The 26,101-nt window shown below is 48.4% G+C and carries 22 protein-coding genes, 2 tRNA genes and 1 other RNA gene; 7 read left to right on the plus strand and 18 right to left on the minus strand.

Going from position 1 to position 26,101, the window contains the following annotated elements; genetic code table 11:
* Positions 1-3: 3 nt before the first annotated feature.
* The 6 genes from DYH27_RS11415 to DYH27_RS11440 all read right to left on the minus strand — a co-directional run bounded on the left by DYH27_RS11415 (position 4) and on the right by DYH27_RS11440 (position 8,057).
* A complete protein-coding gene (locus tag DYH27_RS11415; RefSeq protein ID WP_029216528.1) occupies positions 4-1,569 on the minus strand; it encodes an acyl-CoA carboxylase subunit beta in 1,566 nt (521 codons plus the stop codon).
* A gap of 165 nt (positions 1,570-1,734) precedes the next feature.
* Positions 1,735-3,873: a YgiQ family radical SAM protein gene (locus DYH27_RS11420; RefSeq protein WP_029216529.1), complete on the minus strand. Its 2,139-nt coding sequence runs from the start codon at positions 3,871-3,873 to the stop codon at positions 1,735-1,737.
* Between the two features lie 396 nt (positions 3,874-4,269).
* Positions 4,270-4,608 (minus strand): hypothetical protein, encoded by a 339-nt coding sequence (locus DYH27_RS11425; protein ID WP_025067561.1) that lies wholly within the window; start codon positions 4,606-4,608, stop codon positions 4,270-4,272.
* Positions 4,609-4,632: 24 nt separating this feature from the next.
* On the minus strand, positions 4,633-7,224 hold the full coding sequence (locus DYH27_RS11430) for a golvesin C-terminal-like domain-containing protein (protein WP_025067562.1): 2,592 nt from the start codon (positions 7,222-7,224) through the stop codon (positions 4,633-4,635).
* Positions 7,221-7,784: a 1-acyl-sn-glycerol-3-phosphate acyltransferase gene (locus DYH27_RS11435; RefSeq protein ID WP_004353453.1), complete on the minus strand. Its 564-nt coding sequence runs from the start codon at positions 7,782-7,784 to the stop codon at positions 7,221-7,223. The genes DYH27_RS11430 and DYH27_RS11435 overlap by 4 nt, the downstream gene beginning before the upstream one ends.
* On the minus strand, positions 7,785-8,057 hold the full coding sequence (locus DYH27_RS11440) for a hypothetical protein (protein ID WP_004353446.1): 273 nt from the start codon (positions 8,055-8,057) through the stop codon (positions 7,785-7,787).
* Positions 8,058-8,392: 335 nt separating this feature from the next.
* Between DYH27_RS11440 and DYH27_RS11445 the strand changes: the two genes are divergently transcribed.
* Together DYH27_RS11445 and DYH27_RS11450 are read left to right on the plus strand one after the other, a co-directional pair.
* Positions 8,393-10,036: a diphosphate--fructose-6-phosphate 1-phosphotransferase gene (locus DYH27_RS11445; RefSeq protein WP_025067563.1), complete on the plus strand. Its 1,644-nt coding sequence runs from the start codon at positions 8,393-8,395 to the stop codon at positions 10,034-10,036.
* A gap of 467 nt (positions 10,037-10,503) precedes the next feature.
* On the plus strand, positions 10,504-11,394 hold the full coding sequence (locus DYH27_RS11450; protein ID WP_025067564.1) for a glycoside hydrolase family 25 protein: 891 nt from the start codon (positions 10,504-10,506) through the stop codon (positions 11,392-11,394).
* Here DYH27_RS11450 and prmA read toward each other — a convergent pair.
* Positions 11,303-12,169 carry a 50S ribosomal protein L11 methyltransferase gene (prmA, locus tag DYH27_RS11455; protein WP_025067565.1) on the minus strand — a complete coding sequence of 289 codons (867 nt, stop codon included), beginning with the start codon at positions 12,167-12,169 and terminating at the stop codon, positions 11,303-11,305. The genes DYH27_RS11450 and prmA overlap by 92 nt on opposite strands.
* A gap of 179 nt (positions 12,170-12,348) precedes the next feature.
* Between prmA and DYH27_RS11460 the strand changes: the two genes are divergently transcribed.
* Positions 12,349-13,395: a hypothetical protein gene (locus tag DYH27_RS11460; RefSeq protein WP_081640778.1), complete on the plus strand. Its 1,047-nt coding sequence runs from the start codon at positions 12,349-12,351 to the stop codon at positions 13,393-13,395.
* A gap of 42 nt (positions 13,396-13,437) precedes the next feature.
* Positions 13,438-15,048, plus strand: a complete 1,611-nt coding sequence (locus DYH27_RS11465) for an OmpP1/FadL family transporter (RefSeq protein WP_025067567.1) — start codon at positions 13,438-13,440, stop codon at positions 15,046-15,048.
* A gap of 946 nt (positions 15,049-15,994) precedes the next feature.
* Here the strand turns inward: DYH27_RS11465 and DYH27_RS11475 are convergent.
* The 6 genes from DYH27_RS11475 to DYH27_RS11500 form a co-directional block, all read right to left on the minus strand.
* Positions 15,995-16,660, minus strand: coding sequence for a Crp/Fnr family transcriptional regulator (locus DYH27_RS11475; protein WP_025067569.1), 666 nt, complete (start codon positions 16,658-16,660; stop codon positions 15,995-15,997).
* Between the two features lie 113 nt (positions 16,661-16,773).
* Positions 16,774-17,790, minus strand: a complete 1,017-nt coding sequence (locus tag DYH27_RS11480; protein ID WP_025067570.1) for an FAD:protein FMN transferase — start codon at positions 17,788-17,790, stop codon at positions 16,774-16,776.
* Between the two features lie 131 nt (positions 17,791-17,921).
* On the minus strand, positions 17,922-18,614 hold the full coding sequence (locus tag DYH27_RS11485) for a DUF6048 family protein (RefSeq protein ID WP_025067571.1): 693 nt from the start codon (positions 18,612-18,614) through the stop codon (positions 17,922-17,924).
* The gene (locus DYH27_RS11490) at positions 18,568-19,071 is read right to left on the minus strand and encodes a DUF6452 family protein (RefSeq protein WP_013672116.1); all 504 of its coding nucleotides are present in this window, start codon (positions 19,069-19,071) and stop codon (positions 18,568-18,570) included. The genes DYH27_RS11485 and DYH27_RS11490 overlap by 47 nt, the downstream gene beginning before the upstream one ends.
* An 88-nt stretch (positions 19,072-19,159) precedes the next feature.
* A complete protein-coding gene (locus DYH27_RS11495) occupies positions 19,160-20,113 on the minus strand; it encodes a glycosyltransferase family 2 protein (RefSeq protein WP_004353437.1) in 954 nt (317 codons plus the stop codon).
* Positions 20,114-20,247: 134 nt separating this feature from the next.
* Positions 20,248-20,787 carry a DUF4199 domain-containing protein gene (locus DYH27_RS11500; RefSeq protein ID WP_025067573.1) on the minus strand — a complete coding sequence of 180 codons (540 nt, stop codon included), beginning with the start codon at positions 20,785-20,787 and terminating at the stop codon, positions 20,248-20,250.
* A gap of 153 nt (positions 20,788-20,940) precedes the next feature.
* On the opposite strand from DYH27_RS11500, the gene ffs reads away from it, so the two are divergent.
* An RNA gene (gene ffs / locus DYH27_RS11505) (signal recognition particle sRNA small type) lies at positions 20,941-21,033 on the plus strand.
* A gap of 7 nt (positions 21,034-21,040) precedes the next feature.
* A tRNA-Thr gene (locus DYH27_RS11510) sits at positions 21,041-21,114 on the plus strand.
* 158 nt (positions 21,115-21,272) lie between these two features.
* Here the strand turns inward: DYH27_RS11510 and DYH27_RS11515 are convergent.
* Positions 21,273-21,345, minus strand: a tRNA-Lys gene (locus tag DYH27_RS11515).
* Between the two features lie 375 nt (positions 21,346-21,720).
* Here DYH27_RS11515 and DYH27_RS11525 point away from each other — a divergent pair.
* Entirely contained in the window at positions 21,721-22,971 is a 1,251-nt protein-coding gene (locus DYH27_RS11525) for a phosphoglycerate kinase (protein WP_029216530.1), read from the plus strand.
* Between the two features lie 571 nt (positions 22,972-23,542).
* Here DYH27_RS11525 and rlmH read toward each other — a convergent pair.
* The 4 genes from rlmH to DYH27_RS11550 form a co-directional block, all read right to left on the minus strand.
* Positions 23,543-24,013, minus strand: coding sequence for a 23S rRNA (pseudouridine(1915)-N(3))-methyltransferase RlmH (gene rlmH / locus DYH27_RS11535; protein WP_025067576.1), 471 nt, complete (start codon positions 24,011-24,013; stop codon positions 23,543-23,545).
* A 1-nt stretch (position 24,014) separates the two neighbouring features.
* Positions 24,015-24,578: a Maf-like protein gene (locus DYH27_RS11540; RefSeq protein WP_025067577.1), complete on the minus strand. Its 564-nt coding sequence runs from the start codon at positions 24,576-24,578 to the stop codon at positions 24,015-24,017.
* Positions 24,579-24,592: 14 nt separating this feature from the next.
* Positions 24,593-25,111 (minus strand): KdsC family phosphatase, encoded by a 519-nt coding sequence (locus DYH27_RS11545; RefSeq protein WP_025067578.1) that lies wholly within the window; start codon positions 25,109-25,111, stop codon positions 24,593-24,595.
* A gap of 77 nt (positions 25,112-25,188) precedes the next feature.
* Positions 25,189-25,989, minus strand: coding sequence for a Rossmann-like and DUF2520 domain-containing protein (locus tag DYH27_RS11550; RefSeq protein ID WP_025067579.1), 801 nt, complete (start codon positions 25,987-25,989; stop codon positions 25,189-25,191).
* Positions 25,990-26,101: the final 112 nt, after the last annotated feature.

Genomic DNA, 26,101 nt, shown 5'->3' on the forward strand with positions numbered 1-26,101 from the left:
TCTTTACATTGGCATACATCCATGCTTCTTGGCCGGCAGGTCCTGCTTCTTATGCGCCAGCTGAGCCAGACCACGGCAGATGCGGAAACGGGTATTACGCGGTTCGATGACATCGTCGATATAACCGAACTGTGCCGCCTGATACGGATTGGCAAACTTCTCGGAGTATTCTTCCTCCTTTTCGGCCAGGAACTGCTTGACATCACCGCCCTGCTCCTTGACCTGCCTGGCCTCCTTTCCGCAGAGAACGGCTACGGCACCTGATGCGCCCATAACGGCAATCTCCGAACTCGGCCATGCGAAGTTGAGGTCGGAACGGAGCTGCTTGCAGCCCATGACAATGTGGGATCCGCCGTAGCTCTTGCGCAGCGTGATGGTAATCTTCGGAACAGTAGCCTCGCCGTAGGCGTAGAGCAGCTGTGCGCCATGGAGAATGACCGCATTGTACTCCTGTCCTGTACCCGGCAGGAAGCCCGGCACGTCAACCAAAGAGACGATAGGAATGTTGAAGGCATCGCAGAAACGGACGAAGCGTGCGCCTTTGCGGCTTGCGTTCACATCCAGCACACCAGCATAAGCTGACGGTTGGTTGGCAACGATACCGACGCTCTGCCCGTTGAAACGTGCGAACCCTGTGATGATGTTCTTGGCGAACTTCGGCTGGACCTCGAAGAACTCTCCGTTGTCGGTTACGGCCTGAATCACTTTGTACATATCGTATGCCTGGTTCGGATCATCAGGGATGATTTCGTTCAGGAGGTCTTCCTTGCGGTCGATCGGGTCGGTACATTCTACATGTGGTGCTTCCTCACGGTTGTTGGAGGGAATGTAAGAGAGAAGTTTCTTGATAAGCTCCATGGCATCCTCTTCGGTCTTGGCAGTGAAACTTGTCACACCGCTCTTTGAAGCATGGACGCTTGCACCGCCGAGGTGCTCTGCGTCAATGTCTTCACCTGTCACGGTCTTTACAACCTTCGGACCTGTAAGGAACATGTAGCTCGTCTGCTCCTTCATGATGATGAAGTCGGTGAGTGCAGGAGAGTAAACCGCACCACCGGCACAAGGACCGAGGATGCTTGATATCTGCGGGATGACACCGGAGGCAAGGATGTTGCGCTCGAAGATTTCACCATAACCTGCCAGAGCAGAGATACCCTCCTGGATGCGTGCCCCACCGGAGTCGTTCATACAGATGACCGGTGCGCCGTTGGTCATGGCCATATCCATCACCTTGCAGATTTTCTGGGCCATTGTTTCGGAAAGCGAACCGCCGTTTACGGTGAAGTCCTGTGCATAGAGATAGACAAGGCGGCCGTCGATAGTCGCTGAACCGGCAACGACACCGTCGCCGAGGAACTGTTTCTTCTCCATGCCGAAGTTGTGGCAGCGGTGAAGTTTGAACATATCATATTCCTCGAAGCTGCCCTTGTCAACCAGCATCTCGATACGCTCACGCGCTGTGTACTTCCCACGCTCATGCTGCTTGTCGATGGCCTTCTGACCGCCGCCTAAGCGGGCCAGCTCGCGCTTCTCCACGAGTGCCTTGATCTTTTCAGTCTGTTTACTCATAACTTGATTTTATTTTCTTATTTATAGCTTCATCAGTTATTGTCTGTTCCCGACAGCTTTCCGGCCACTTCTCTATAAGCCGAAAAGCCATTGTACAGAATTAAATGCAAAATTACTAAAAAAGGTGGAGATAGTAATCTTCACCTCTTTAAATATTGTTAAGGTTCATCTCTGTCTCCGGCGGCGGTTGGCGGGGAAGTTCGGGTTGAAGCTTTTATGCCGGCCGCCATTGTGTCTGTCAGACTTCCTGTGCGTTCCGGCAGCTTTTTCTTCTTGTTTCCGATGCTGCTTCATGTCTGCCGTCTCCGGCGTGCTGCCCACGGCTTTCGGGTCATAGACAGCCCTTGGATGATGCTTTGGGGAATTGTCGTAGAGCTTGGAAATCAGGTCACTACGCCCAATCCGTTTTAGTTCACGTTCAATGTCTCGGCGTGCTTCCGGTTTATACCAGAAAAAGAACTGCCGCTGGGCAAGTTTCTCTTTCGGTGTCTTGGCGGAGAATATCGGTTCGAGCGTGTAAGGATCATAGCCCGTGTACCAAGCCTCTGTAGAGACCGTCATGGGGGTAGGGGTGAAATCCTGCACCTGCTCCAGGTGGAAGTCAAGGTCTTTTGTCAGTACAGCCAGTTCCGCCATATCCTCCTCCTGGCAGCCCGGGTGGGACGAGATGAAGTAAGGAATGATCTGCTGGCGCAGTCCCTCTTCACGGTTGATGCGGTCAAAAATATTCTTGAAGGCGTAGAACTGCTGGAAAGATGGCTTGCGCATGAGTTTCAACACACGGTCTGACGTGTGTTCCGGAGCGACCTTCAGCCGTCCGCTGACATGGCGTGTAATCAGTTCACGAGTATATTGCCGCGCAGCCTCATTGCTCTTTTCATCTTTGCTTCTATGTAGCAGGAGATCATACCGTACGCCGGAACCGATAAAGCTCTTCTTGATGCCCGGAAGTTCGTCTACTGCATGGTAGATTTCGAGCAGTCGGGTATGGTCTGTTTCAAGGTTCGGGCAGATTTCCGGATTCACGCAGCTGGGCCGCTTGCAGTGTTCACACGCCCGCTGGTTCCTGCCGGCCATGCCGTACATGTTGGCCGACGGCCCGCCGAGGTCGGACAGGTAGCCTTTGAAATCGGGCATTTCCATCACCTGCTTCACCTCCTTCAGGATGCTTTCCTTTGAACGGCAGCTGATGAATTTCCCCTGGTGGGCGGAGATGGTGCAGAACGCACAGCCGCCGAAGCAGCCGCGGTGAATGTTCACACTGTGCTTGATCATCTCGTAGGCGGGGATGGTTTTTCCACGGTACTTCGGGTGCGGCTCACGCGTATAAGGCAGGTCGTAGGCAGCGTCTACCTCCTCCGTAGTCATCGTAGGGTAGGGCGGGTTCACGACTGCATAGACGTTGTCAACGGCCTGCAGGATACGCTCTGCATGTTTTTTGTTGGACTCCTCTTCAATATACCTGAAGTTTTCTGCCTGGTACTTTTTGTTGTGCAGACAGGCTTCGTGCGAATGAAGCACAATGTCTTCCTCCTTGATTCCCCCGGGAATATCCGATTCCTTGCAGAGATAAACGGTCTGCGGGATATACTTCAGGTCTTTGACGCTCACGCCGTTTTCCAATTCCTTTGCTATGCTGACGACCTGCTTCTCGCCCATGCCATAGATAATCATGTCGGCATGGGCATCACATAGAATGCACTTGCGGAGGCAGTCTTTCCAATAGTCATAGTGGGTGAGACGGCGGAGTGAGGCCTCAATGCCGCCCAGGACAATGGGCACGTCGGGATAGAGCTGCCTGAGGATATTGGCGTAGACAATGCTCGGGTATTCCGGGCGCAGGTCGTGTCTGCCGTCAGGCGAATAAGCATCTTCCGACCGCAGACGGCGGTTGGCCGTGTATTTGTTTACCATCGAGTCCATGGCACCGGGTGAGATGCCGAAGTAGAGACGCGGCCGACCCAGCTTTTTGAAATCACGGAAGTCGCCATGCCAGTCGGGCTGAGGAACAATCGCCACCTTGTAACCGGCAGCTTCGAGCGTCCTGCCGATGACGGCTGCGCCAAAGGCCGGATGGTCAATATAGGCATCGCCGGAGAAGAGGATGACATCCAGTTGGTCCCATCCACGAAGCTCCACCTCCTTCTTGGTGGTAGGCAGGAAGTCGGTCAGCTGGTATCTTGACGGTCTTGAGGATTTCACTTCTTTTCCTGACGCATCTGTCCTCTCCTGTCGCTGCCGGACAGGAACTGCCGGTCTTTTTTTCTGCTTTCCGGGTTTTATATTTTGCTTATTTGAACTCAAACGATTTGATGTTTATATTGTATTTCCGTAAATTAGAGGGACTGACCGAGACTGCAAAGCGAAAACCTTACATTGCACGGGAAGACCCCGCTGCGGACCGTATCCGGATGTCGGACCTACCCTTTAGGGGAACGACGTGCCACCTCCGCACGATGCCGACCGCTGTCTTAACACAGCTGGAAACCGTCCGCCTATTGCATCTGCATACTTTCAGAAACTTACAGTCCGGCATACGGAACCTTTCCACGGGGTATTCCCCAGACGGCAATCCGCCGATATGCGTGGTATTCCCAACTATACGGGAACGACATTCCCAGTCGTATGGGAATGATGTTCCCAACGCCTGGGAATCATATTCCCGAACAGCCGGGAATCTTCACAGTGCAGTTGTCCCGGCTACTCTGCCATGAGGCTTTCGTCATCGGTATCATCGGCATCTTTGTGCGCTGCCGCCCACTGCCGGTAGAGTGCGACGAGATTCCCCAGTCCGATGGCTTTCATATTCTGGTTATAGATTACGTCCAGGCACAGATCCAACAAGTCTCTGTCCTTTCCCGGCTCAGACTCAAGAAGTCCACGGATATTGAACTTCAACCTGTCAAGGATATTCTCGTCAACAATTCCATTGGAGTCAACCAGCCCGGAGAGAAGCGAATATTTCCGGATGGTTTCAAGGTGTCTGTCGCTGACCTCTATGCTCCGTGTCCCGGAGGCGTTTGCTTGAATTTTGTACATAGTCATTCTGTTTTCAGATTATTTTCATTCGCTCATCATATAATTGACAATTCCTTTCATCATCCGGCTGCGCGTCGGAGCATCCTTGATACATTCAAAGGGGAACGACAGGGTGAATACGCAGTTGTCTGCACCTTTGTAAGCTACGGCTGCACCATGTCCGTCAGCATAGTTCAACACGCTGAAAGCACCGTCCGCCGGCAGGATATTGTCGGGTGTGTAAGCACCGTAATGCTGTTCGTTGATGGTGCGGTAGACATCAAACGACATTCCCATTCCGCTGACCGTTGAATTATAATTGTCTGTATTGGCCCCATCATACGAAATACGGAGATTGTCCCTCAGCCAGGTCTGCTCGTCACTGCCCTGCATATCCGAAGCGAGATAAGAACCACTGACCAGCAGCCTTCCATGGCCGTTCAGGTATTTTGTTATCTGCTCCCGCAGAGCGGGCTTGAAGGTCTTATAATAATACAGGCTATGCCCGTCGTCCTTTTCATTGCCGAGGAGCAGGTCGACCAATGCATACCTGGACAGGTCTACCTCACCGTATTCCACAGCCTTGCTGTCACAGCTGACGATGTTGTATTTTCCGGCATGGCACAAGGCTTCCGAGTGTTCCTTTACATAATCGAAGTCGTTGCCGGCAATCACCTTGCCGACAAGCTCTTCTCCGCCGTACCCCAGTGCGTCAGGTCCTTCCTTTCCCATCATGGACTTGTCGAAGTTGGCCTGCCTTCCTGCCCATCCGGCGACAGGACCATAGCTCAGTCCCGGGTCAGCTTCAAGGTCAAATCCCTGTTCCGTACCGGTGTTGACAACTGCCGGAGACGTCAGACGGTGAAAGGCATTGACGATGAGAATGGTCCTGTCTGCCCCTTCGTTGTACAGGGCTGAAAGTGTTTCTGTAGGGAAGCTCTCACCACCGCGGTTGCAGGCAGTCACCTTGAAGTTATAGACCCTTCCGGGCTGCAGCTCCAGTTCGTAATAAGGATTGCGGACATTCACCCCATTGTCGAATCCACCTGCCCCGATGGCCATATACACATTGTAAGATGTCGGTGCAGCGGTCGGTTCGCCAGCATCGCCTGTAGCCTTCCACTGCAGTCGCACTTTTCCAGGCGATATGTATTCTATCTTGAAAATATCAGGGGCAAGCGGCTGGACTGTATATTGCCTGCCATGCATACTTGCTTCGAACTTCAGAATTGTTTTATAGATAGAGCGAGCCAATGTGAATTTGAAATTGGGATCCTGTCCCAGTCTGATGTCTGGAAAATTCTGATGCGAGAGAGTCTCAAGAATGGCAGAGGGGACTTCCGGCAGCCTGGTCTCGCTGTAGTTGCGGTCCCAAACGGAACGGGTTGCCCAGTTGACGTGGAACGTCCTGTCAATATCTTTCTTCGCATTGGAAACTAACTGTTCTGCAAACAACCTTGAAGTCTTTCGTGAGATTCCATCACCTAAAGTGCTGTTTCCCTGCTGTGTAGTACAGATTCCCAACGTCCCGAAATAGCTGCCGTCAGCCTTTACACCGGCATCGCTGTGAATTGCCAGCGAGAACTCGACAGGAACTTTCTTCCCATCCTTTCTGTCGGGAAGATAACAGGAACCTCCTGCCAGCCAGTTTGTCATCAGCGATCGGGAGTTGATGTCGTCGTTGTAGTCATTAGAACCATTGCTCTTGCTGACGATGCCCCATGGAGCACCTGCCCACTGTGCAGCGTATCTCGCCCCTTCAAGGAAACGAGGCAGCCCGCTTACCATTCCTCCACGGACAATGTTTCCCATGCCACCACCAAAACGGACGGCGTCAGTGGTGACAATTCCTCTATGTGAGCTGTGGTTTGTGAGTACTACGGAATTGTTGATACCGTTTCCTTTGTCAAAGTCGAACGTTCCCAAATAAACCCATGTTCCTCCGCCCATACGCTGGTTCACACAGAAATGTGTCTCCTGTCCTTTGTGAAATACAATGTATTCCGCATCATCCACGCTTTTCTTCTGCGTCTGATAGCTTACGTACACTGCATATCTTCCACTCTCGGGGATTGTAGGCTGATAGATCACAGAACTGATTTTGCTGTTACGCTTTCTTGCTTTTACCTGCCGGGCCGTACCGGCTGTAAAAGGGTTCTCGCCGTCGTTGTAGCTGCCGTAATGCTGTGCAAAGCCCGGGACGGAGGTGTCCGACCACTTCTTCTTCAGGCTTTCCTCCTTGTAATTGCTGCTACGACCGTCATTGTCGACTATCACTTCGTTCTTCTGCCAGTCTCTTTCGCGCGGAGTAAAGACGACGGCTCCCGCATGCTCAAGCATGGGAATAAGGTAGGGGAGGACTATCGTCTGTGTGTAGAGGTCCTCTGTCGTACCAAACAGGATAGGACGCTGCCACTTCCATCCCCCCTTTCTGGCATCATAATATCTTCCATGCGACGACCACACGGAAAGATGCCTGTTCTGCAATCCCTCTGTAATTTCATTCGGTCGAGACACATTCTCCACCCATGGTGTACCGTTGTAATTCGTCTTTCCCCATGTTGACCTGCCAGCCTGTGCGTATGTATTTACGAATGACATGGCGGCAAGTGCCGTACACAGCAGTCTAATCTTCATTCTTCCTCTGATTCTCCTATCGTAAACAGTTCTGGATGTTTGCCTTTAAAGTTCTTGAAATAAAGTTTGATTTCCTTCATGTCATGTTCCAGATCACCGGACGGCCTGATTACTTTCGAGCACTGGATCAGTTTCTTCTCATAGTCAATGCCATAAAGATGGATGGGCAGCCGGGCCTTCAGTGCGATGTAATAGAATCCTTTCTTCCAGTCCGGATTCAGACTCCGGGTACCCTCGGGAGTGATACAGAGCTGGAACCTGTCTGCATGTACGGCATAGCCGGCTAATCTGTCGGTCATGCTCGTGTGCTTGTCACGCCAGACGGGAATACCTCCCAGCTTGCGGAAGAGCGTGCCGAACGGCCAGAAGAACCATTCCCGCTTCATCAGGAAATTGCTCTGCTGTCTTTCAGCCCTCGCATACAGCTGTCCTATCAGGAAATCCCAGTTACTCGTATGGGGTGCAAGGCAGATGACAGCCTTGTCGGGCAGTTTGCACCTGATGTCCTTCTTCCACCCCATGACATCATAAAGAAGCCACTTGGATAATCTCTGAAACATTTATACGAGGTTATTGATTTGGTCTACAATCTCATTGACTTCTTTATTGAACTTATCCTTTAAGTCTTTGAAATAGACTTTGGCTGCCATGCCCGGTTCTATATGAGACACTCTTCTGATGTAGTTGTTGTGCATGACCAAAATGGATGTGAGAATAGCCTCCGTATTGTCTGCATCGTGATTTTCACCATAGAGAGAGGCGGCAACGCCCTCTGTGAACAGGTCACCACAAATGTAATTGATGGTGCGCTTTAAATCTCTTTTGTTGCTCATTTTTAATCCTAAATAGCTGTATTTTACTTTTATCGTTCAAAGATAAATAAAAAAACAGAAAGGAAAGACTTTCTTATATAAAAATAGAGTTAAAATTTTAATTTAGCTTCTTTTCCTTTCTATTATCGGATAAAAAAAGTAATTTTGCAGAAAATAAGCTGCGCTCGGCAAAACAGGAGCAGACTCCATTTGCCCTCACTTGCATTATTTTTGCAGAAAATAAGCTGCGCTCGGCAAAACAGGAGCAGACTCCATTTGCCCTCACATACATTATTTTTAGCAGAAAGGAACAGACATTAGATAATCATTATATTTAACTCATTTAAGGTAAACAAATGGAAATTAGCGCATTGCAGAAGGAAAGATCAGGCTATCAGCCAAAGTTGCCAAAGGCTCTTCAAGGTGCAGTAAAGGTGAAAGAAGGTGCTCCTACACAGAGCGTCGACAATCAGGAGGACATCAAGAAGTTATTCCCGAACACTTACGGAATGCCTCTCGTTGAGTTTGAGCCGGCCGAGTCGGCCAACAATGCCAAGATGAACGTCGGCGTCATCCTCTCCGGCGGGCAGGCTCCCGGCGGGCACAATGTCATCTCCGGCCTATTCGACGAAATCAAAAAGCTGAACCCGGAGAACCGTCTCTATGGTTTCCTCATGGGACCTGGCGGGCTTGTTGACCACAACTATGTGGAAATCACAGCAGACTACCTTCAGTCTTACCGCAATACGGGCGGCTTTGACATGATCGGTTCCGGCAGAACCAAGCTGGAAAAGAAAGACCAGTTCGAGAAAGGACTTGAAATTATCCGCAAGCTGAACATCAAAGCCGTTGTCATCATCGGCGGTGACGACTCCAACACCAACGCCTGCGTATTGGCAGAGTATTATGCTGCCAAGCAGTACGGCGTACAGGTCATCGGCTGCCCGAAGACCATCGACGGCGACCTGAAAAACGACCAGATCGAGACATCCTTCGGTTTTGACACGGCTACCAAGACTTACTCCGAGCTGATCGGCAACATAGAGCGCGACTGCAACTCTGCACGCAAGTACTGGCATTTCGTCAAGCTGATGGGGCGTTCCGCCTCTCACATCGCGCTTGAGTGCGCATTGCAGACGCAGCCGAACATCTGCCTTATTTCAGAGGAGATTCAGGCCAAGGACCAGACTCTGAACGATATCGTCGAGTATATTGCCGATGTCGTGGCTCATCGTGCAGCGCAGGGCAACAACTTCGGTGTCGTGCTGATTCCGGAAGGTCTCATCGAGTTCATCCCTGCCATCGGCCGACTGATCCAGGAACTGAACGATCTGCTGGCTGCTCATGGGGCAGATTACATGCATCTTGACGAGGACGCACAGCGTAGATATATCCTTGATCATCTGTCAGCAGAAAACCGGTCTACCTTCGAAACGCTGCCAGAGGGAGTTGCCCGTCAGCTTTCTCTCGACCGCGACCCACATGGAAACGTACAGGTTTCGCTCATCGAAACAGAGAAGCTTATCTCGGAAATGGTTGCTGCCAAGCTCGACCAGTGGAAGCAGGAGGGAAAGTTCGTGGGCAAGTTTGCAGCCCAGCACCATTTCTTCGGCTATGAAGGCCGTTGTGCAGCTCCTTCCAACTTCGATGCAGACTACTGCTATGCTCTTGGTTCATCAGCCGCCCAGCTGATTGCCAACGGCAAGACTGGCTACATGGCAATCGTCAAGAACACAACGGCGGGCACCGACCAGTGGAAAGCAGGAGGCGTACCTATCACGATGATGATGAACATGGAGAGACGTAACGGCGAGATGAAGCCTGTTATCCGCAAGGCGCTTGTTGAACTGGACGGTGCTCCGTTCAAGGCTTTTGCCGCACAGCGTGACAAGTGGGCAAAGGAGACCTGCTACATTTACCCGGGTCCTATCCAGTACTGGGGGCCATCCTCCGTATGCGACCAGACAACCAAGACACTTGAACTGGAGCAGGCCAGATAATGTAAAACCACAGGAAGAGATGGGGGATGATCGCGTCCTCCGTTTCTTCTTTTGTTTTAACAGATGCCACTTCTAAAGCTGTCTTATAACCCCATAGCTGATACTGCCGGAAACGCATCGGTCAACGCATTGATTCCTTGACAGTTACAAAGCCATGCGAAAAGGTGCTTAATTGCAATGCAAGTAAGGCTTAGTTAAGGTGCAAGTAAGGCTTAGTTAAGGTGCAAGTAAGGCTTAGTCGGAATGCAAGTAGGGCTTGGTTACACTGCTGGTAAATGAATGGTTGCGTTTCAGGTTGTACATGGTTATATCCGCAGATGCGTTTATAGCATCCACCGGCGATAACAGGACACCCAGGAATCGTTATCGGGAAACAGGTATCTATTCCTATGATGAAAAAACATGAGACTCTCTATCTTCACAGATGTCAGACAATAATTTAGATTTAATTTAACAACAGCAAGTAAATGGCTGGTTCTAAGATGTTTCATTCAATCATAAAATCCTGGAACAACATTCCAGGCTGGATGAGATGGATTGGAATGATATGTCTTGCTGTACTGTATAGCTTCTTTTTTTATTTCTTTTTTGTCGCACCCACCGGCTTCAGATGGCGTGCTGTTTACGGAGATCCGGATTATCCTTCCGGATATGCCATCCACGGCATCGACGTAAGCCGGTACCAGGGGACAATCAACTGGAACAGACTCAGGAATGCGATGATAGAACGGTCGCCCATCCGCTTCATCATCATAAAATCGACAGAGGGTGACAGTCATCTTGATGCGAAGTTCAGGGAAAATTTCTATAACGCCAAGGAATCTGGCTTTATACGAGGCGTCTATCATTTCTGGAGCAACCACTCGCCGGCACGCCGGCAGGCCTACTTCTTCCTCGCCATGGTCCATCTGCAGCCGGGAGACCTGCCGCCTGTACTTGACGTAGAGCACAAGCCTAAGAACATCAGTACGGAGGAGTTTCAGCAGAATGTCCTTACGTGGCTGCATATCGTAGAAGACAAGTATCACGTCAAACCCGTCATCTATACCTACTACAAGTTCAAGGACCTTTATCTGTCAGACTCGCGCTTTGACGATTATCCTTACTGGATTGCCCATTACTACGTGGACCAGATGGAGTATAAAGGAAAATGGAAGTTCTGGCAGCATACCGATGCCGGGAAGCTGCCAGGAATTGCGGGGTATGTGGATCTGGACATCTACAACGGCAGTTTCTATGACCTGCAGCAACTGCTTATCCCAGAGGCTAAATCCGTTCAAGAAGCAGGCAGCACCAGCCATGATTCAACAGACGTAGACTCTCTTTCAGACCCAGCTCCGCTGCCTTCTGGAGAATAGGAGCTGCATCCTGCTCGTAGAATCCGCTTAGAATCATCTTTGAATCCGCCGTGCTGACACCGGCAAAAGCCTCTAAATCATCAAGGATGATGTTCCGGTTGATGTTCGCCATGATTACATCAAAGACTCCGTTCACATGGGACAATACGCTCTTGTCACCCTCAAGCACATCAATCTCCACACCGTTCAGTTCCGCATTATGGCGGGCATTGCGTACACTCCACTCATCAATGTCATAGCAGACAGCCTCTCTTGCACCGCACCTGGCAGCCACGATGCTCAGAATACCCGTACCGCAGCCGCAGTCGAGTGTCCTCTTTCCTTTCAGCTCCTGATCCAGCAACAAGGAAACAATCATCTGGGTCGTTTCATGTGTCCCGGTACCGAAAGCCTGCTGCGCATCAATGACAATTTTCATCGGAATGGCATCCATTGCATCAGGGAAAGAACCTGTTTCTTCCATGTTCTTGCAGACAATGGCACATCGGCTGTCTATGATGATCGGATCGAAGCCTCCTTTCTCCCATTCTTCATTCCAGTTTCTGTCCTCAACCTTGCTCGCCGTGAACGACACCTTCACGCCTGGCATGGGAAGGCTTTTCATGGTGTATCCGAGTGCATCAGCATCGAAAAGGTCTTCCTGACAATAGCCGACAAGTCCATCCGGTTCGTCCGAGAAAGATTCAAAACCAACTTCACCGGCAAGAGCCGCAATTATGTCCCTTACATCCTGTGAATCAGGTGCAGCCGTGAACTTTACTTGTATATATTTCATCTTGGTGTTAAATTTCTACTGCAAAAGTATAAAAAATAGGGAAAAACCTATCACGGATTAGGGAAATTCCGTATATTTGCAATGAAAGTTGTCTTATTTTTGCATTATCAGAAATGTAGACATACATTCTGGTGAAGACAGTGATTGAAACGGATTATGAACTTAACAACAAAGGGTATATGAAAAGAACAGTATTACTTTCGGTTTTACTTGGTACTATGCCGCTGCTGTCAATGGCACAGGATGACCTTTATTTTACCCCGTCAAAAGCAGAACAATCTGCTTATCAACAGCATAAAATGGAGGAAGAACGCCCTGTCTATTATAGCGGTATCGGTAAGTCTAATGACGAATACAATCGTCGTGGCAAGTATAATTATAAGAAAATAGGAGTTGATTCTCTTGGAAACGATATCTTTATGTCTCGTATCTCTACGTTGCATGGCGACTCTGTAGTGTTAGATACTATCTATGGAGGTTTCACTCGTAAGTACGAAAGTGATAACGATGACTTTGCTTATAGCAGAAGAATGAGTCGCTTCGATGGCTTCTGGGGTGGCTATTATGACCCATGGTTTGCTGGTCGCTCTTCGTTCTATGTAGGATGGGGATGGCGTTCACCTTATTATGGTGGTTGGTATGACAGGTGGGATGATCCATGGTCTTATGGTTATTATGGTGGCTATCCTTACTATAGCTATTATGGTGGTTATCCATATTATGGCTACTACGGCGGTTATCCATATTATTATGGTTATGCTGACTATGGTTGGTACAACCCATGGAGCAGATATTATGGCTATTATGGTGGCTATCCTTACTATGGTTATAGAAGAGGTGGCTACTATGCTTATAATGGTCATACGGGTACAGCTAATCACTGGGGTAACTCTCCAAGAGACTTTGGCTCTCAAGCAAGAAGTGGTTCCTATGACAACGGACGATCTTCTTTCTCAAGTCGTCGTGGCAATGTGAACCAGTATGGTAACAATGCATCTCAGAGTAACGATATGAGAAGTTACTATGACCGCTTCGCTGGCGCACGTCAGAATGGTTTTGAGAATCAGACACGCTCTTATTCTCAGCCAGAGCGCTCTACATTCTCACAGCCTTCACCAAGCTCATTTGGTGGTGCAAGAGGTGGTGGTAGCTTCGGTGGCTCATATTCTGGCGGTGGAGGCAGCAGCTCTGGTGGCTCACGCAGTGCCTTCGGTAGTCATAGATAGTATTTAGGATAATGAATGTTTAATTAATAGAGAATATCAGAAATGAAAAGTAAATATATTTTCTTTGCTGTTTCGTTGTTTGCTGCTTTGTCTGCAAATGCACAGGAGACATACGAGAATGCTAAGTTAGCAGGAGAGGACTTGAATGGTACTGCACGCTACGTTGGTATGGGTGGAGCCATGGAAGCCTTGGGTGCTGATATTTCTACTATCGGTTCTAACCCAGCTGGTATCGGTTTGTTCCGTCACAGCAATGTTAGTCTCAGTGCTGGTCTTCTTATGCAATCAGATGGTAAGGAGTTCTCTAATGGTAAGAAGACTAATCTGAGCTTCGATCAGATTGGTGGTGTCTATACTACTCGTACTGGTCAGAAGTCTTTTCTTAACTTTGGTTTCAACTATCATAAGAGCAAGAACTTTGATTATATCCTTAATGCTGCAGGCTCTTTGAATGGAAGTTCACAGAATAAGCAGTCATATATTAAGGGTGCACTTGGTAATCAGAGCGAGGGTGGTTTCTTTGTTAAGAATAAGGATGGTGAAAATATTGGCTATGTAAATTCAACTCCAACTTCAAAGAGAGCATACACTTGGAGCCAGATTGATTACCTTTATTGGAATTCATTGATTCCTGGTAGTAATGGACTTTATAACTATGAGAAAGCTACTGGTTATACTTTAGACCGTGCGCATACTGGCTATATTGGTAACTACGACTTTGCTGTGAGTGGAAACCTCAATGACAGGGTTTATCTCGGTTTGACATTCGGTATGAAGGATGTTAATTATAAGGGATATAGTGAGTATCGTGAGAATTTCAATAATGGTGGAGTTGTTGTTCGTGACGAGAGAAAGGTAACGGGTTCAGGTTTTGATATCACTGCTGGTGTAATTGTTCGTCCAGTAGCGGAGTCTCCATTTAGAATTGGTGCATACGTGAAGTCTCCAACATGGTATGACTTAACAACATCAAATGCATCAGATCTTGTTTACGCTCAGGGTACAACAAATAAGAAATCTTACAGTAGCAATTCATACGATTTCAAGATGTGGACACCTTGGAAGTTTGGTTTCTCTCTTGGTCACACCGTTGGCAACTACCTTGCTTTGGGTGCAACATACGAGTATGAGAATTATAGTAATATTAATAGTAGAGTCAATGATGGTGGATACTATGATTATTACGATGGTCAGTACTACGAGTCATCAAGTCCTGATAGGATTATGAATGCTCACACGAAGGAAGTTCTGAAAGGTGTTAGTACTTTGAAGTTAGGTATTGAGTACAAGCCAGTAAGTAATGTTGCTTTACGTATAGGTTACAACTATGTAAGTCCAAAATATGTAAGTGATGCGCAGAAAGATCCCGGTCTTGCTTCTTTAGGTACATTATATTCTTCAACAACAGACTACACAAACTGGGGAGCAATCAACCGTCTCACATTAGGTGTTGGTTATCAGATTAAGAAGTTCAATATTGATTTAGCTTATCAGTATAGCACACAGAATGGTTCTTTTGCTCCATTCTCTAATATTAGAGATGTTTCTATACCTTCTGGTGCTACAACTGTAAAGGAGTCTAACGTTGCAACAAGCACTGATGTTAAGAACAACAAAAGTCAGTTGCTCCTCACATTGGGCTATCGCTTCTAAGATGGTCGAAAGACAAATGGGAAGATACATCAAAAGTGTATTAATATAAATTCATGAATGAAAAGAGTGCGCTGTAAGCATACCAATAATAAAGAACCATATCAGTAAATAAAGAACCATATCAGGACTCCGTGTTGAGTATTGATATGGTTCTTTTTTTTAACGGTCAGATAAGAAAGAGAGCTATGTCAGATTCCGTGTTAAGCATTGATATGACCCTTTCTGTCAACTTTAATAACATCATACTTCAGGCTGCCAATACGTATATTCTATAGGACAGCAAATCTATTTATCATAAGTCCCATTACCTGAAAACCGTGTACGGGAGGACGGACGGGCGGTCCGCAGCGGCTCCCCGCACGTCTATCGGGCTGGAATCCCCGCAGATCATTCCGGCCTGTGCCCATAATCCCAGAACGGGACACGGCGGCGACAACGGATAGCCGCGGACTGACAGCATCAGGCCTGCGTTGACATCCAGGACTTCCTGACGGCCGGCGGCTCCGTCCGCGATGTCTGCGAACCTGTTCCCGGCACCTCCAGATTCCGTCCCTTGACACACACATGGAATTCCGGGCCGTCAACATTATTACAAGGTTCGGGCCGTAGACACGACCGGTGTTTAACGACGACACGGTATGTGACTCACCGACAACACGGTATGTGACGGGCGTCAACACGTTTTCATGAACAAGGACTTATTTCCTTTACAAAGGGAGACATAGTACTGGAAAAAGCCGGGATGGAGATCCATACAGAACCCTACTTAACGGGGTTGATACGATGCCATCTGGCTGGAAGGCATGGAACTATACTGCATTCAAACTGATTCTGCAGAAGAAGAAAAGGAAGAGAGACAAGGGCAAGATGGACTTCTTTGAAGTTTTATCGGACACCAATCATTAGAATCAATACCTCCTGCCATACAATGAAGACAACAGAAAACTTAATCACGCAGTGCTTCCAGTTGCGGAATAGTAAGGACTCCCCTGCTCATGGACAGTAGACCTTCGTGCTGCATCCCGTTAAGCATACGGGAAATATTAAGCCGGCTCTGGTGCAGTTCGTGGGCAAGATCCTCCATCCTTATCTTCACCACTTTGGGTCCGGCTTGTGTAAGACAGCGGAGGCGGAGAAAGTCTACAAACTGCTGCCGGATACCGTCCGACTGCCGCCGCCATGGAATACGTCCCATTCGCTGTGCCAGCATCGATATACTGTTGAGAAAATTCAGACGGAAAATGAGATGGTTGTCGAGGAGGCGCAATACTTCCTGCTTGTCCAGGGAGAGCAGACTGCAATCGGTCTGTGCAATGAAGTCCTTGGTGTAATGTTGCATAAGTCCGAACAGAAGTTCCGGCTGAATCACCGATGGCGACTTCATCTCCTCTTCTATACAGTACCGGTGGCTGTCGGCGTAGCTGATGACACGAAGAATCCCACTCATAAGGAAAAAAAGCTGTATACATTTTTCATCTTTCCTGACAAGTGGTCTGCCTGCTGTCAGCTTATGAAAGCCGAACTTCGTATGTTCTACTATATCAGAATGTTCATCTGTACTGATTCCGATGAAAAGAGGTAATTCAAGGAGCTTGTTATAGAGTTGCAGCATTCGTCTGTTGATTATAATTTATTGACAGGCAGCACATGGAGCTTAAGGGTGAAGACTGACGAGCCGGATGGATTGTCTGTCCAAAACAGCATCTGCATTTCAATGCCTATCCCCTACTCCACTACTTTCCCTTTCATAGAAGGACTGTACCAAACCCTCAGTTTTCCTCTTGCATCCAAATAAATGAAATAGGCCATTAATTCGGGATGACGTGCAAGGAGTCTGCGTGCTTTCTCAATACCCATCACCATGAATGAAGTGGCATAGGCATCTGCCGTAGCGCAGTTCTTTGCCAGCACTGTGGCCGACAGCAGGGAATGCTGTACGGGATAGCCTGTTTTAGGATCAATGGTGTGGGCATATTTTTTTCCGCCCTTGTAATAGAAGTTCCGGTAATTTCCACTTGTCGCCATCGCCTTATCAGTGACATTCAAGACGGTTTCAAGTTCCTGATTCGTATTCAGACTGTCATCCGTCGGCTTTGTAACACCGATTTTCCAAGGCAAACGCTGTTCGCTGTTTCCCTTTGTGACAATCTCGCCGCCTATCTCCACCATAAAATTCTCAATGCCATTGCGGCGAAGAAGCCGTGCCACAACATCCGAACCATACCCCTTGGCGATGGCGGAACAGTCTAACATCGTGCGGCGGTCCTGCTTTCGTATCGAATTGCCGACAAGTTCCACCTTTTTATATCCGACGATCCGGCGCAGACTGTCAATCTTCTCCTTGGACGGATGCTGTCCTGTCTTGAAACCGAAGCCCCACATATTGACCATCGGTGCGACGGTAATGTCGAAGGCTCCATCTGTATCTTTGGACACTTCCTCTGCCAAAGTGAACACTTCGTCGAACATACTGTTTACCTTTACCGGTTTGTTCCGGTTTATCTGAGAAATCATTGAGCCGGCATCAAAGGTCGAAAAAGTCTCGTTGACCTTTTTCAGCTCGGCGTCAATCTGCGGCTGCAGGTCTTCATTGCTCTGGTAAGTGATGTGGTAGACCGTTCCAAAAACAAAGCCGGTATTATGTTGGTAAGGCATTGCATGCTGACAACGGACAATGGCAATCGAACCGATAAGCAGCACAAGCAGGAACGGGACTTGCCAATACAGTTTTTTCTTGTTCATTTGTGTTATTGATTTGCGTAAAAACGAAAGACTACAGCAGAAAACAGATGGTACCGATACGCTTTGAAAATGCCGTCAACCAGCATACAGACAGGTACAATGTATCGGATTGCGGATAATCCCACTTTCCTTTATAGTTCAAGAAGGATGTTGAAAGTGGCACCGAGCCGTGACGAACCTCCCCGCCCATAGCCGGGGACGTACCAGGGTTCTCCGATGCCGTCAGCCTTATGAGCCAGCCGTAACTTGTAGCGTACCGTCCACCCCATACGTATCATTCCCCATATTCTGGCATCCACCCCTCCGACAACTTCTGCCCAGAACTGGCTTCCCTTGTTGCCGACGGCACCATAAGCAGCCTGTGTTCTCCAGATAGGGTCGGCTATACCCGGACTGTGGACATCATATTTGAAAGATGTATACCCTAACCGTCCACCGACGAGAAATCGGTAATCGTCATGCTTGTTCTTGAGCATATTGAAGTCGCAACCCACACGTGCAAAAGGCGCACTTGTCTTGAATTCCGTACCAGTCGTTTCATCGCTCTTGTCAGCCTTCCCTACGCCGGCCTCGACGACGGGATAGTATCTGTCCTTGATATTCAAGCGCAGCAAGGCTTCGTACTGTCCGTAAGAAGCAAGCGAACGCATGGCGGGGCCAATGGCATCGACCCCTACTGCGATACCACGGAAGAAAGCTGTGGAGTCTTCCTTCTCCTTCACAGCTGATGCCCTGCGTTGTGCGTCGGCTGTACCAGAAGCCAGAAGGAACAGTATGCTAATGAGCAGTAAAGCGGATAAGGATGTTCTCTTTCGTTCCATCATAGTCAACGTTTGGGTTATTGATTTCTATCCGGCTGATACGTGTTCCCGTAGCTGCAACGGAAGTGAGTGTATGGAAGAAAACGGGCGAACAGTCGACGCTCTCGAAATGGCTCACATTCGTTTTTCCGACCGTCACGGTATCGACAGTCGTCAGGCCGTCCTTGCTTGTAAAAACAAAGCGCAGCCGGTCGCTGTCGCCACTGTAGCTCATCGGCAGGCTGAACTTCGTCGTCTTGACCAGCCGGTTCAGCAGCACCGTGTCGGTCTTGTTCTCACGAATTGCCGAAACTGTAAGCGTATCGCGCAGTGTATCGCCCTGGACAACATAGTTTGCCAACACACCATTTGTAACAGGACAGTCTATTTCGGTACAGGAGTTCAATCCTCCTAACCCACCCAAAAAGAGCAGAAAAAGCCCGATCTGTTTTGTCATTTGTCTGATATTACTGTTATTCATCTTCCAATTGTCTCTTCAACCGGCAGGAAACACCTGCCTCCTCTGTGCAACCGGCCGCCCCGACCGTTTCCGTTTTTATAGTTGTCTCCTATATTTCTTTTTCTATCTGATAATCATTCCTGTGTGGATTGCTGCGACTGATAAGGTCGCCGACGAAACCTGCAAGGAAAAGCTGTGTTCCCAATACCATTGCGACAAGGGCTATGAAGAAAGAAGCATGGTCGGAAAGCAGGTCACCATAGACACCGTTGACAAGCATCACACACTTCTCTACAATCAACCAGACAAAGGCGATAAAGCCTATGAAGAACATGAACGACCCCATCAGACCGAAGACGTGCATGGGCTTCTTGCCGAAATTCGTAAGAAACCAGAGCGTCAACAGGTCAAGATACCCGTTGAAGAAACGGTTTATGCCAAACTTCGACTTCCCGTACTTGCGTGCCTGATGGTGAACCACCTTTTCGCCGATATGCGCAAAGCCAGCCTCCTTGGCAAGATAAGGAATGTAACGGTGCATCTCACCATAGACCTCAATGTTCTTCACCACATCGCGGCGGTACGCCTTCAGTCCGCAGTTGAAGTCATGCAGGTTATGCACACCGCTGATCCTGCGTGCCGTAGCATTGAACAGCTTTGTGGGAATCGTCTTCGACAGGGGGTCGTAACGTTTCTGCTTATAGCCGCTGACGAGATCGTACTTATCTTCCGTGATCATTCGGTACAGCTCGGGAATCTCATCGGGAGAATCCTGAAGGTCGGCATCCATTGTGATGACGACATCGCCCTGTGCAGCCTTGAAGCCACAGTAGAGGGCAGGGCTCTTTCCATAGTTGCGACGGAACTTGATGGCATGGACGTGTGAAGCATCCTTGCGCTGAAGTTCTTCAATGACATTCCAGCTGCTGTCGGTAGAACCATCGTTGATGAAGATGATTTCATACGTGAAGCCGTTGGTGTTCATCACACGTTGAATCCATGCATGTAATTCCGGTAGACTTTCTTCCTCATTGAAGAGAGGGATGACAACTGATATATCCATATTTCGAATTAGAAGTTTTGAATGACAAGTGATGATTTAATTGAGGTTGAAGTTATCGGCAAAGCATAATTTGGATTGGAATCATGGGACAATATGAAGATGAAATCTTAAGGACCTGTATCCTTCATTCATTGTCATAAATCCCGACTTTTAACCTGTTTCGACATGACAGCCGCAATAAAAAGCGAGCAGACACCACCCAGCATGATGGCAGAAACGAAGCTGCTGGAAGCCAAGGAATACGGCTGGAAAGCTTCCGGCAAAGCCGCCATGAACTCATTGTAAGGAATCCCGACGGCAGCAAGCGTGCTCTTGCCCTCACTGCTTGAATAAAGGCCGGAAACCATCATGAGCAGTCTGCCGTTGTCAATAAAATACATATAAAGCCACTGCAGAAGGCTGAAAATGAGTGCCGCATTGAAAAAAACACGCAGACAATAAAGCAGACTGCGCCGAAAAGAAATGACACCTCTGCGCCCCTCCTCTCGGAATACCCTCAGACGGTAAGCCACGAAAAAGGGTGTAGAGAGCGTCAGCAGCAGACTGAACTGTGCCAGCACAGGCAGGAAAGCCGTACCCAGCAGGCAGGCGAAACTCGCCGACCACACGATGGCAAGGTAGAAACCGTCATAACGGCTGTAAGCCGTCAGCTGTTTGAAATCTTCGTAAACCATAATGCAAATGTACGGATTAATTATTATAAATAATGTAGTGTAATATCAAAATTATATTTTTTTGTTAAAAACGGAAAAAGTCCCTCTTCCTCTTTGCCATTCTGAATTAAATCAGTATCTTTGCAACCGCTTTACTTTTAGAGCACAGAATATGGGCAAGTCTCCTACGACCAGCTCCCTTTGAATCCCCCAGGACGGGAACGTAGCAAGGGCAGAAGGTTGTAGCGGTGCGATAGGAATTGCTTGCCCACCTGCCTCTTTAGCTCAGTTGGCCAGAGCACGTGATTTGTAATCTCGGGGTCGTTGGTTCGAATCCGACAAGAGGCTCGAAATAATAGAATGACTAAGAACACAGAAGAAGGTATGCCGCAAGGCATACCTTCTTTCGTTTTCCGTAAGTCCAGTCATCTGGACCCATGATGAAGACACCCCCATAAACGAAAAGGGGAACAACCTTTACAGTTGCTCCCCTGTCTCTTAGGAAGTGATCCGCATGGGGCTCGAACCCATGACCCCAACATTAAAAGTGTTGTGCTCTACCAGCTGAGCTAGCGGATCTCCCTGTGCTTTTATTAAAAGCGAGTGCAAAGGTAATGAGTTTTTCCGGTAACACCAAATTATTTGCAGTTTTTCTTTTCTTTCCCACGCAGAACACTGAATACAGAAGATACAAAACGCAGGCCCGGATACAGGAATACGGCCACCTGATTTGAGAAAAGAAGACCCTTTGCATTGAATCTTGAACAGCTGCTTAATGGGAAAAGCAACCGGTTGAAAGCTGCATCACGGATGCCGGCCTCTTCCTCTGCAGCCGGCCAGCAGAAAATTAATGGCCTGTTACACAAAAAAGATGGGAATTGATTTCCCCAATCCGTCAAAAAGTAGTATTTTTGCGGTAAGAAAACAATTACGTTACAAATAATAAACAAACAAATGAAAATTAACGATTTCAACTTCGCCGGACACAAGGCTATCGTCCGCGTAGACTTCAATGTGCCTTTGGATGAGAATGGCCATGTAACCGACGAAACACGTATCCGTGGTGCGCTGCCTACACTGAAGAAGGTGCTGGCAGACGGCGGTGCGCTCATCATGATGAGTCACATGGGCAAGCCGAAAGGCAAGGTAAAGCCGGAACTCTCATTGAGCCAGATTGTCAAGAACGTAAGCAATGCTCTCGGCGTTGAGGTCAAGTTCGCCAAGGACGCAGGCAACGCCGATGCAGAGGCCGCAGCATTGAAGGGCGGAGAGGCACTTCTGCTCGAGAATCTCCGCTACTATCCAGAAGAGGAAGGCAAGCCGGTCGGTGTTGAAAAAGGCACGCCAGAATACGATGCTGCCAAGGCGGAGATGAAGAACCGCCAGAAAGACTTTGCCAAGAAGCTCGCCTCCTATGCCGACGTATATGTAAACGATGCTTTCGGTACGGCCCACCGCAAGCATGCTTCAACAGCTGTCATTGCCGACTACTTCGATGCAGACCACAAGATGCTGGGATTCCTCATGGAGAAAGAGGTGACAGCCATCAACAATGTGCTGAAGAACGCACAGCATCCGTTCACAGCCATTATCGGCGGTTCAAAGGTAAGTTCCAAGCTCGGCGTAATCAAGAACCTCCTCGACAAGGTTGACAACCTCATCATCGGCGGCGGTATGGGATACACATTCATCAAGGCACAGGGTGGAAAGATCGGAAAGTCACTCCATGAAGACGACCTGATGCCGGAAGCATTGAACGTCATGGCTGCTGCCAAGGAGAAGGGGGTAAACCTCTCTCTCTCTGTTGCTACCGTCTGCGGGAAAGAATTCTCCAACGACACAGAGCGCAAGACTTTCCCAATCAACCAGATTCCTGACGAATGGGAAGGCATGGATGCTTCCGAGGAAAGCATCAAGGCTTGGAAGAAGATCATCCTCAACTCCAAGACCATTCTCTGGAACGGTCCGGTAGGAGTCTTCGAGCTGGAGAACTTTGCCAAGGGTACCGGTGAGATCGCCAAGGCTGTTGCCCAGGCAACTCAGGAAAACGGTGCCTACTCGCTCGTCGGCGGCGGTGATTCCGTTGCAGCTGTCAACAAGTTCGGTCTTGCAGACAAGGTTTCTTATGTTTCTACCGGTGGCGGTGCCATGCTCGAGGCCATCGAGGGCAAGGTGCTCCCGGGTGTAGCAGCAATCGAAAAGTAAGATTTAATTTTCTTTGACCATATCAGGCCGTTGTCCTCCGCATGGGAGACGACGGCCTTTTTTGTTACCTTAAGCCGCACAGGGAAGTTCAGGTTAAGGCAGAAGATGAATATCGTCAGCCCAAATGAGCAACAAAACGGTGTCATTCAATGCTGCACTTTGGAATTTCACCCGCTAAAGCAGGCCATATTCCCAACGGCCGGGAATCATATTCCCAAACACTTGGGAATCATGTTCCCAAACACCGGGAATATTGTTCCCAAACTGTTGGGAATATCAGCATCCGTAGTTTAATGGTCTGAATTGACTGCTTTTAATTGTAGCTTAATGCTTCTGCCCGACTGTTTTTCATCTTACTTTAGAATTTGGTTGACGAGTTTGAAAACTTATTCTAATTGCTGTTGACAGTCTCTTGTTTTAATCATACTTGAAGTCTACACTCATGCTGTTTTAATGTTTCCGGTTACCTCCTTTTTTAATTTCCCAAAGGGGAAGCCAGACAGGTAAGCCATGTCGGAAGACCATGTACCTGACGGCTGATGAGGGAATCTGCACCGGATCAGCCGACTTCTCACTCATGGTGATAGGGTTCTCCTTTAATGATCGTGCAGGCACGGTAAAGCTGTTCGGCAAAGATGAGACGCACCATCTGGTGGGAAAACGTCATGCGGGATAATGAGACGGAGTCGTTGGCACGTGCATAAACATCTGGTGAGAATCCATACGGTCCGCCAATGAGGAACAAAAGCCGGCGGGATGTATTCTGTTTCCGTCGCAGCCATTCTGCAAATTCTACGGAACGGAATTCTTTGCCACGTTCGTCCAGCAGCACAACAGTATCAGAGGTCTGTATCTCTTGCAGAATCAGTTCACCCTCCTTCTGCCTCTGCTGATCTTCTGAAAGACTTTTTGTATTCTTCAGTTCCGGGATAGTCGTTACGTTGAACGGCATATAATGTCCGATACGGCTTACATAATCGTCGATTCCCGACCTGAAAATCTTATTCTGTGTCTTTCCGACAAGGAGGAGGACAGTCTTCATATCATAGTTTTTTTATTTCTTCCCACACTCTTTGCACCGGCAAGCCCATGACATTGAAATAGCTCCCGCTTATGGATGTGACCCCTACATATCCTATCCACTCCTGGATACCATACGATCCGGCCTTGTCAAACGGTTTGTAGTTTTCAATGTAATAGGTGATCTCTTCTTCTGAAAGCTGCTTGAACGTGACATCTGTCGTCACGGAAAAGCAACGTTCTTTATCTGCTGTCAGCAGGCAGACTCCCGTCACTACCTGATGTGTCCTGCCGCTGATAAGACGGAGCATACGGTGGGCATCCTCGGCATCCTTGGGCTTGCCGAGTATTTCGTTGCCGACAACGACAACCGTGTCAGCCGTGACTACCAGGTCGTTCTGTCCTATTGTTTCCCTATATGCGTCAGCCTTTTCACGGGCGATGAAGCCAGCCACTTCACTTGCAGGAAGGCTTCGGGGATAATTTTCCGGAATACCCGGCAGGACGCGTACTTCAAAATCCAGATTCAAACCGGCCAGCAGCTCGCGCCGGCGGGGGGAGTTGCTGGCAAGGATAATGTGTTTCATCTGCTTCCTTTCATTTACCAGCCGAAGGCCTTTTCATTCAACACCCATTTGCCCTGTGCCTTCAGCACCTGCTCCAGAATATCACGTGCCACACCATGCCCCCCTTCATAATCGCTTACATAGGTAGAGATCTCCTTGATCTCCGTACAGGCATCTTTTGGACAGCATGGACAACCGGCACGTTTCATTACCTCGTAATCAGGAATGTCATCACCGACGTAAATGATTTCTTCCTCGTGCAGGTCATATTTGGAAAGAAGCTCCTCCCAGGTGCGTATCTTCATGGAACAGTTGATGTAAACATCCTTAACTCCAAGATACTCATAGCGAGAACGGATGTTCTCATTATGTCCGCCGGTCATGATTGCCAACCGGATTCCATGTTTTACTGCCAGCTGAATGGCATAACCGTCCTTGATGTTGATTGTGCGGACCGGATCGCCTTTTCCGTCCATCTGAATGGTAGAAGCTGACAGCACGCCATCCACATCGAAAACAACGGCTTTGATTTTCTGTAAATCGTAGTTTATCATTTCGTAAAGTATTCAAAATAATGAAGTAAAGCGATGAAGATCTTTGGGGCAGGAGACCGAAACAAATCTACTGATAATCAATCTCCTTTTTTATTCAGATCAGAACTGTGGGCAAGGTTGTTTATACCTTCAGAAAGCATCCGATAAAGATCCTGTAGATTTTCTTTGCCGTTCATCAGTTCCAGCTGCCGTTCCATCACGTTTCTGTCACCACGCACTGCCGGTCCTGTCTGTGCTTCCGCCGGACTTATATTATGGATTTTCTGCGTTGTCTCATCTATCAAAGGCAGCAGAACATCAAAAGGGACACCGTGCTCGTCGAGTATGCCAGAAGCCACGCTGTAACAATAGTTCGTGAAATTGCAAGCCCATACAGCTGCAAGATGCAGATACTGCCTGTCCGAAGAGGACAAGGAGAAAATCCGACGGGACAGCCGACGGGCAAAGTTCCGGATCTGTTCTTCTGTCTCCTGCGTGTTTCCCTCTATGAAGACTGGAATATCCGCAAAACAGACATCATGGTTTTTGGAAAAAGTCTGCATAGGGTAAAACACGCCATAATGCCGTGCCTGTCCCTCAAAACAGCGCATGGGCATGGAGCCCGCCGTGTGGAGAAACAGTTTGTCTTCCCTGCCCTTGCAGACCTCTGGAATCAGGCTGCACAACACGCTGTCTTTTACGGAAATCACGTAGATATCGGCATCATTACGAAGCAATGTAATATCCGTCAGCCAGTCGGCATCAAGTATTTCAGCCAATGTACTGGCAGCCTCTTCCGTACGACTGAACACCTGACAGACCGGCACACCGGCACTACGCAGCGACTTGCCCAGTTGTGTTGCAAGATTGCCTGCACCTATCAACGACACCTTCATCATACCGACAAATTTAATACTTTTAAAGGAAATAAGTCTGAAATACACTTCCATTTTAAAAAAGATTTGCTATTTTTGTACGTACTTCTGCCAAGGAAGTGTGACATATCAAACT

The organism is Prevotella denticola (assembly GCF_900454835.1).
Classification (GTDB): domain Bacteria; phylum Bacteroidota; class Bacteroidia; order Bacteroidales; family Bacteroidaceae; genus Prevotella; species Prevotella denticola.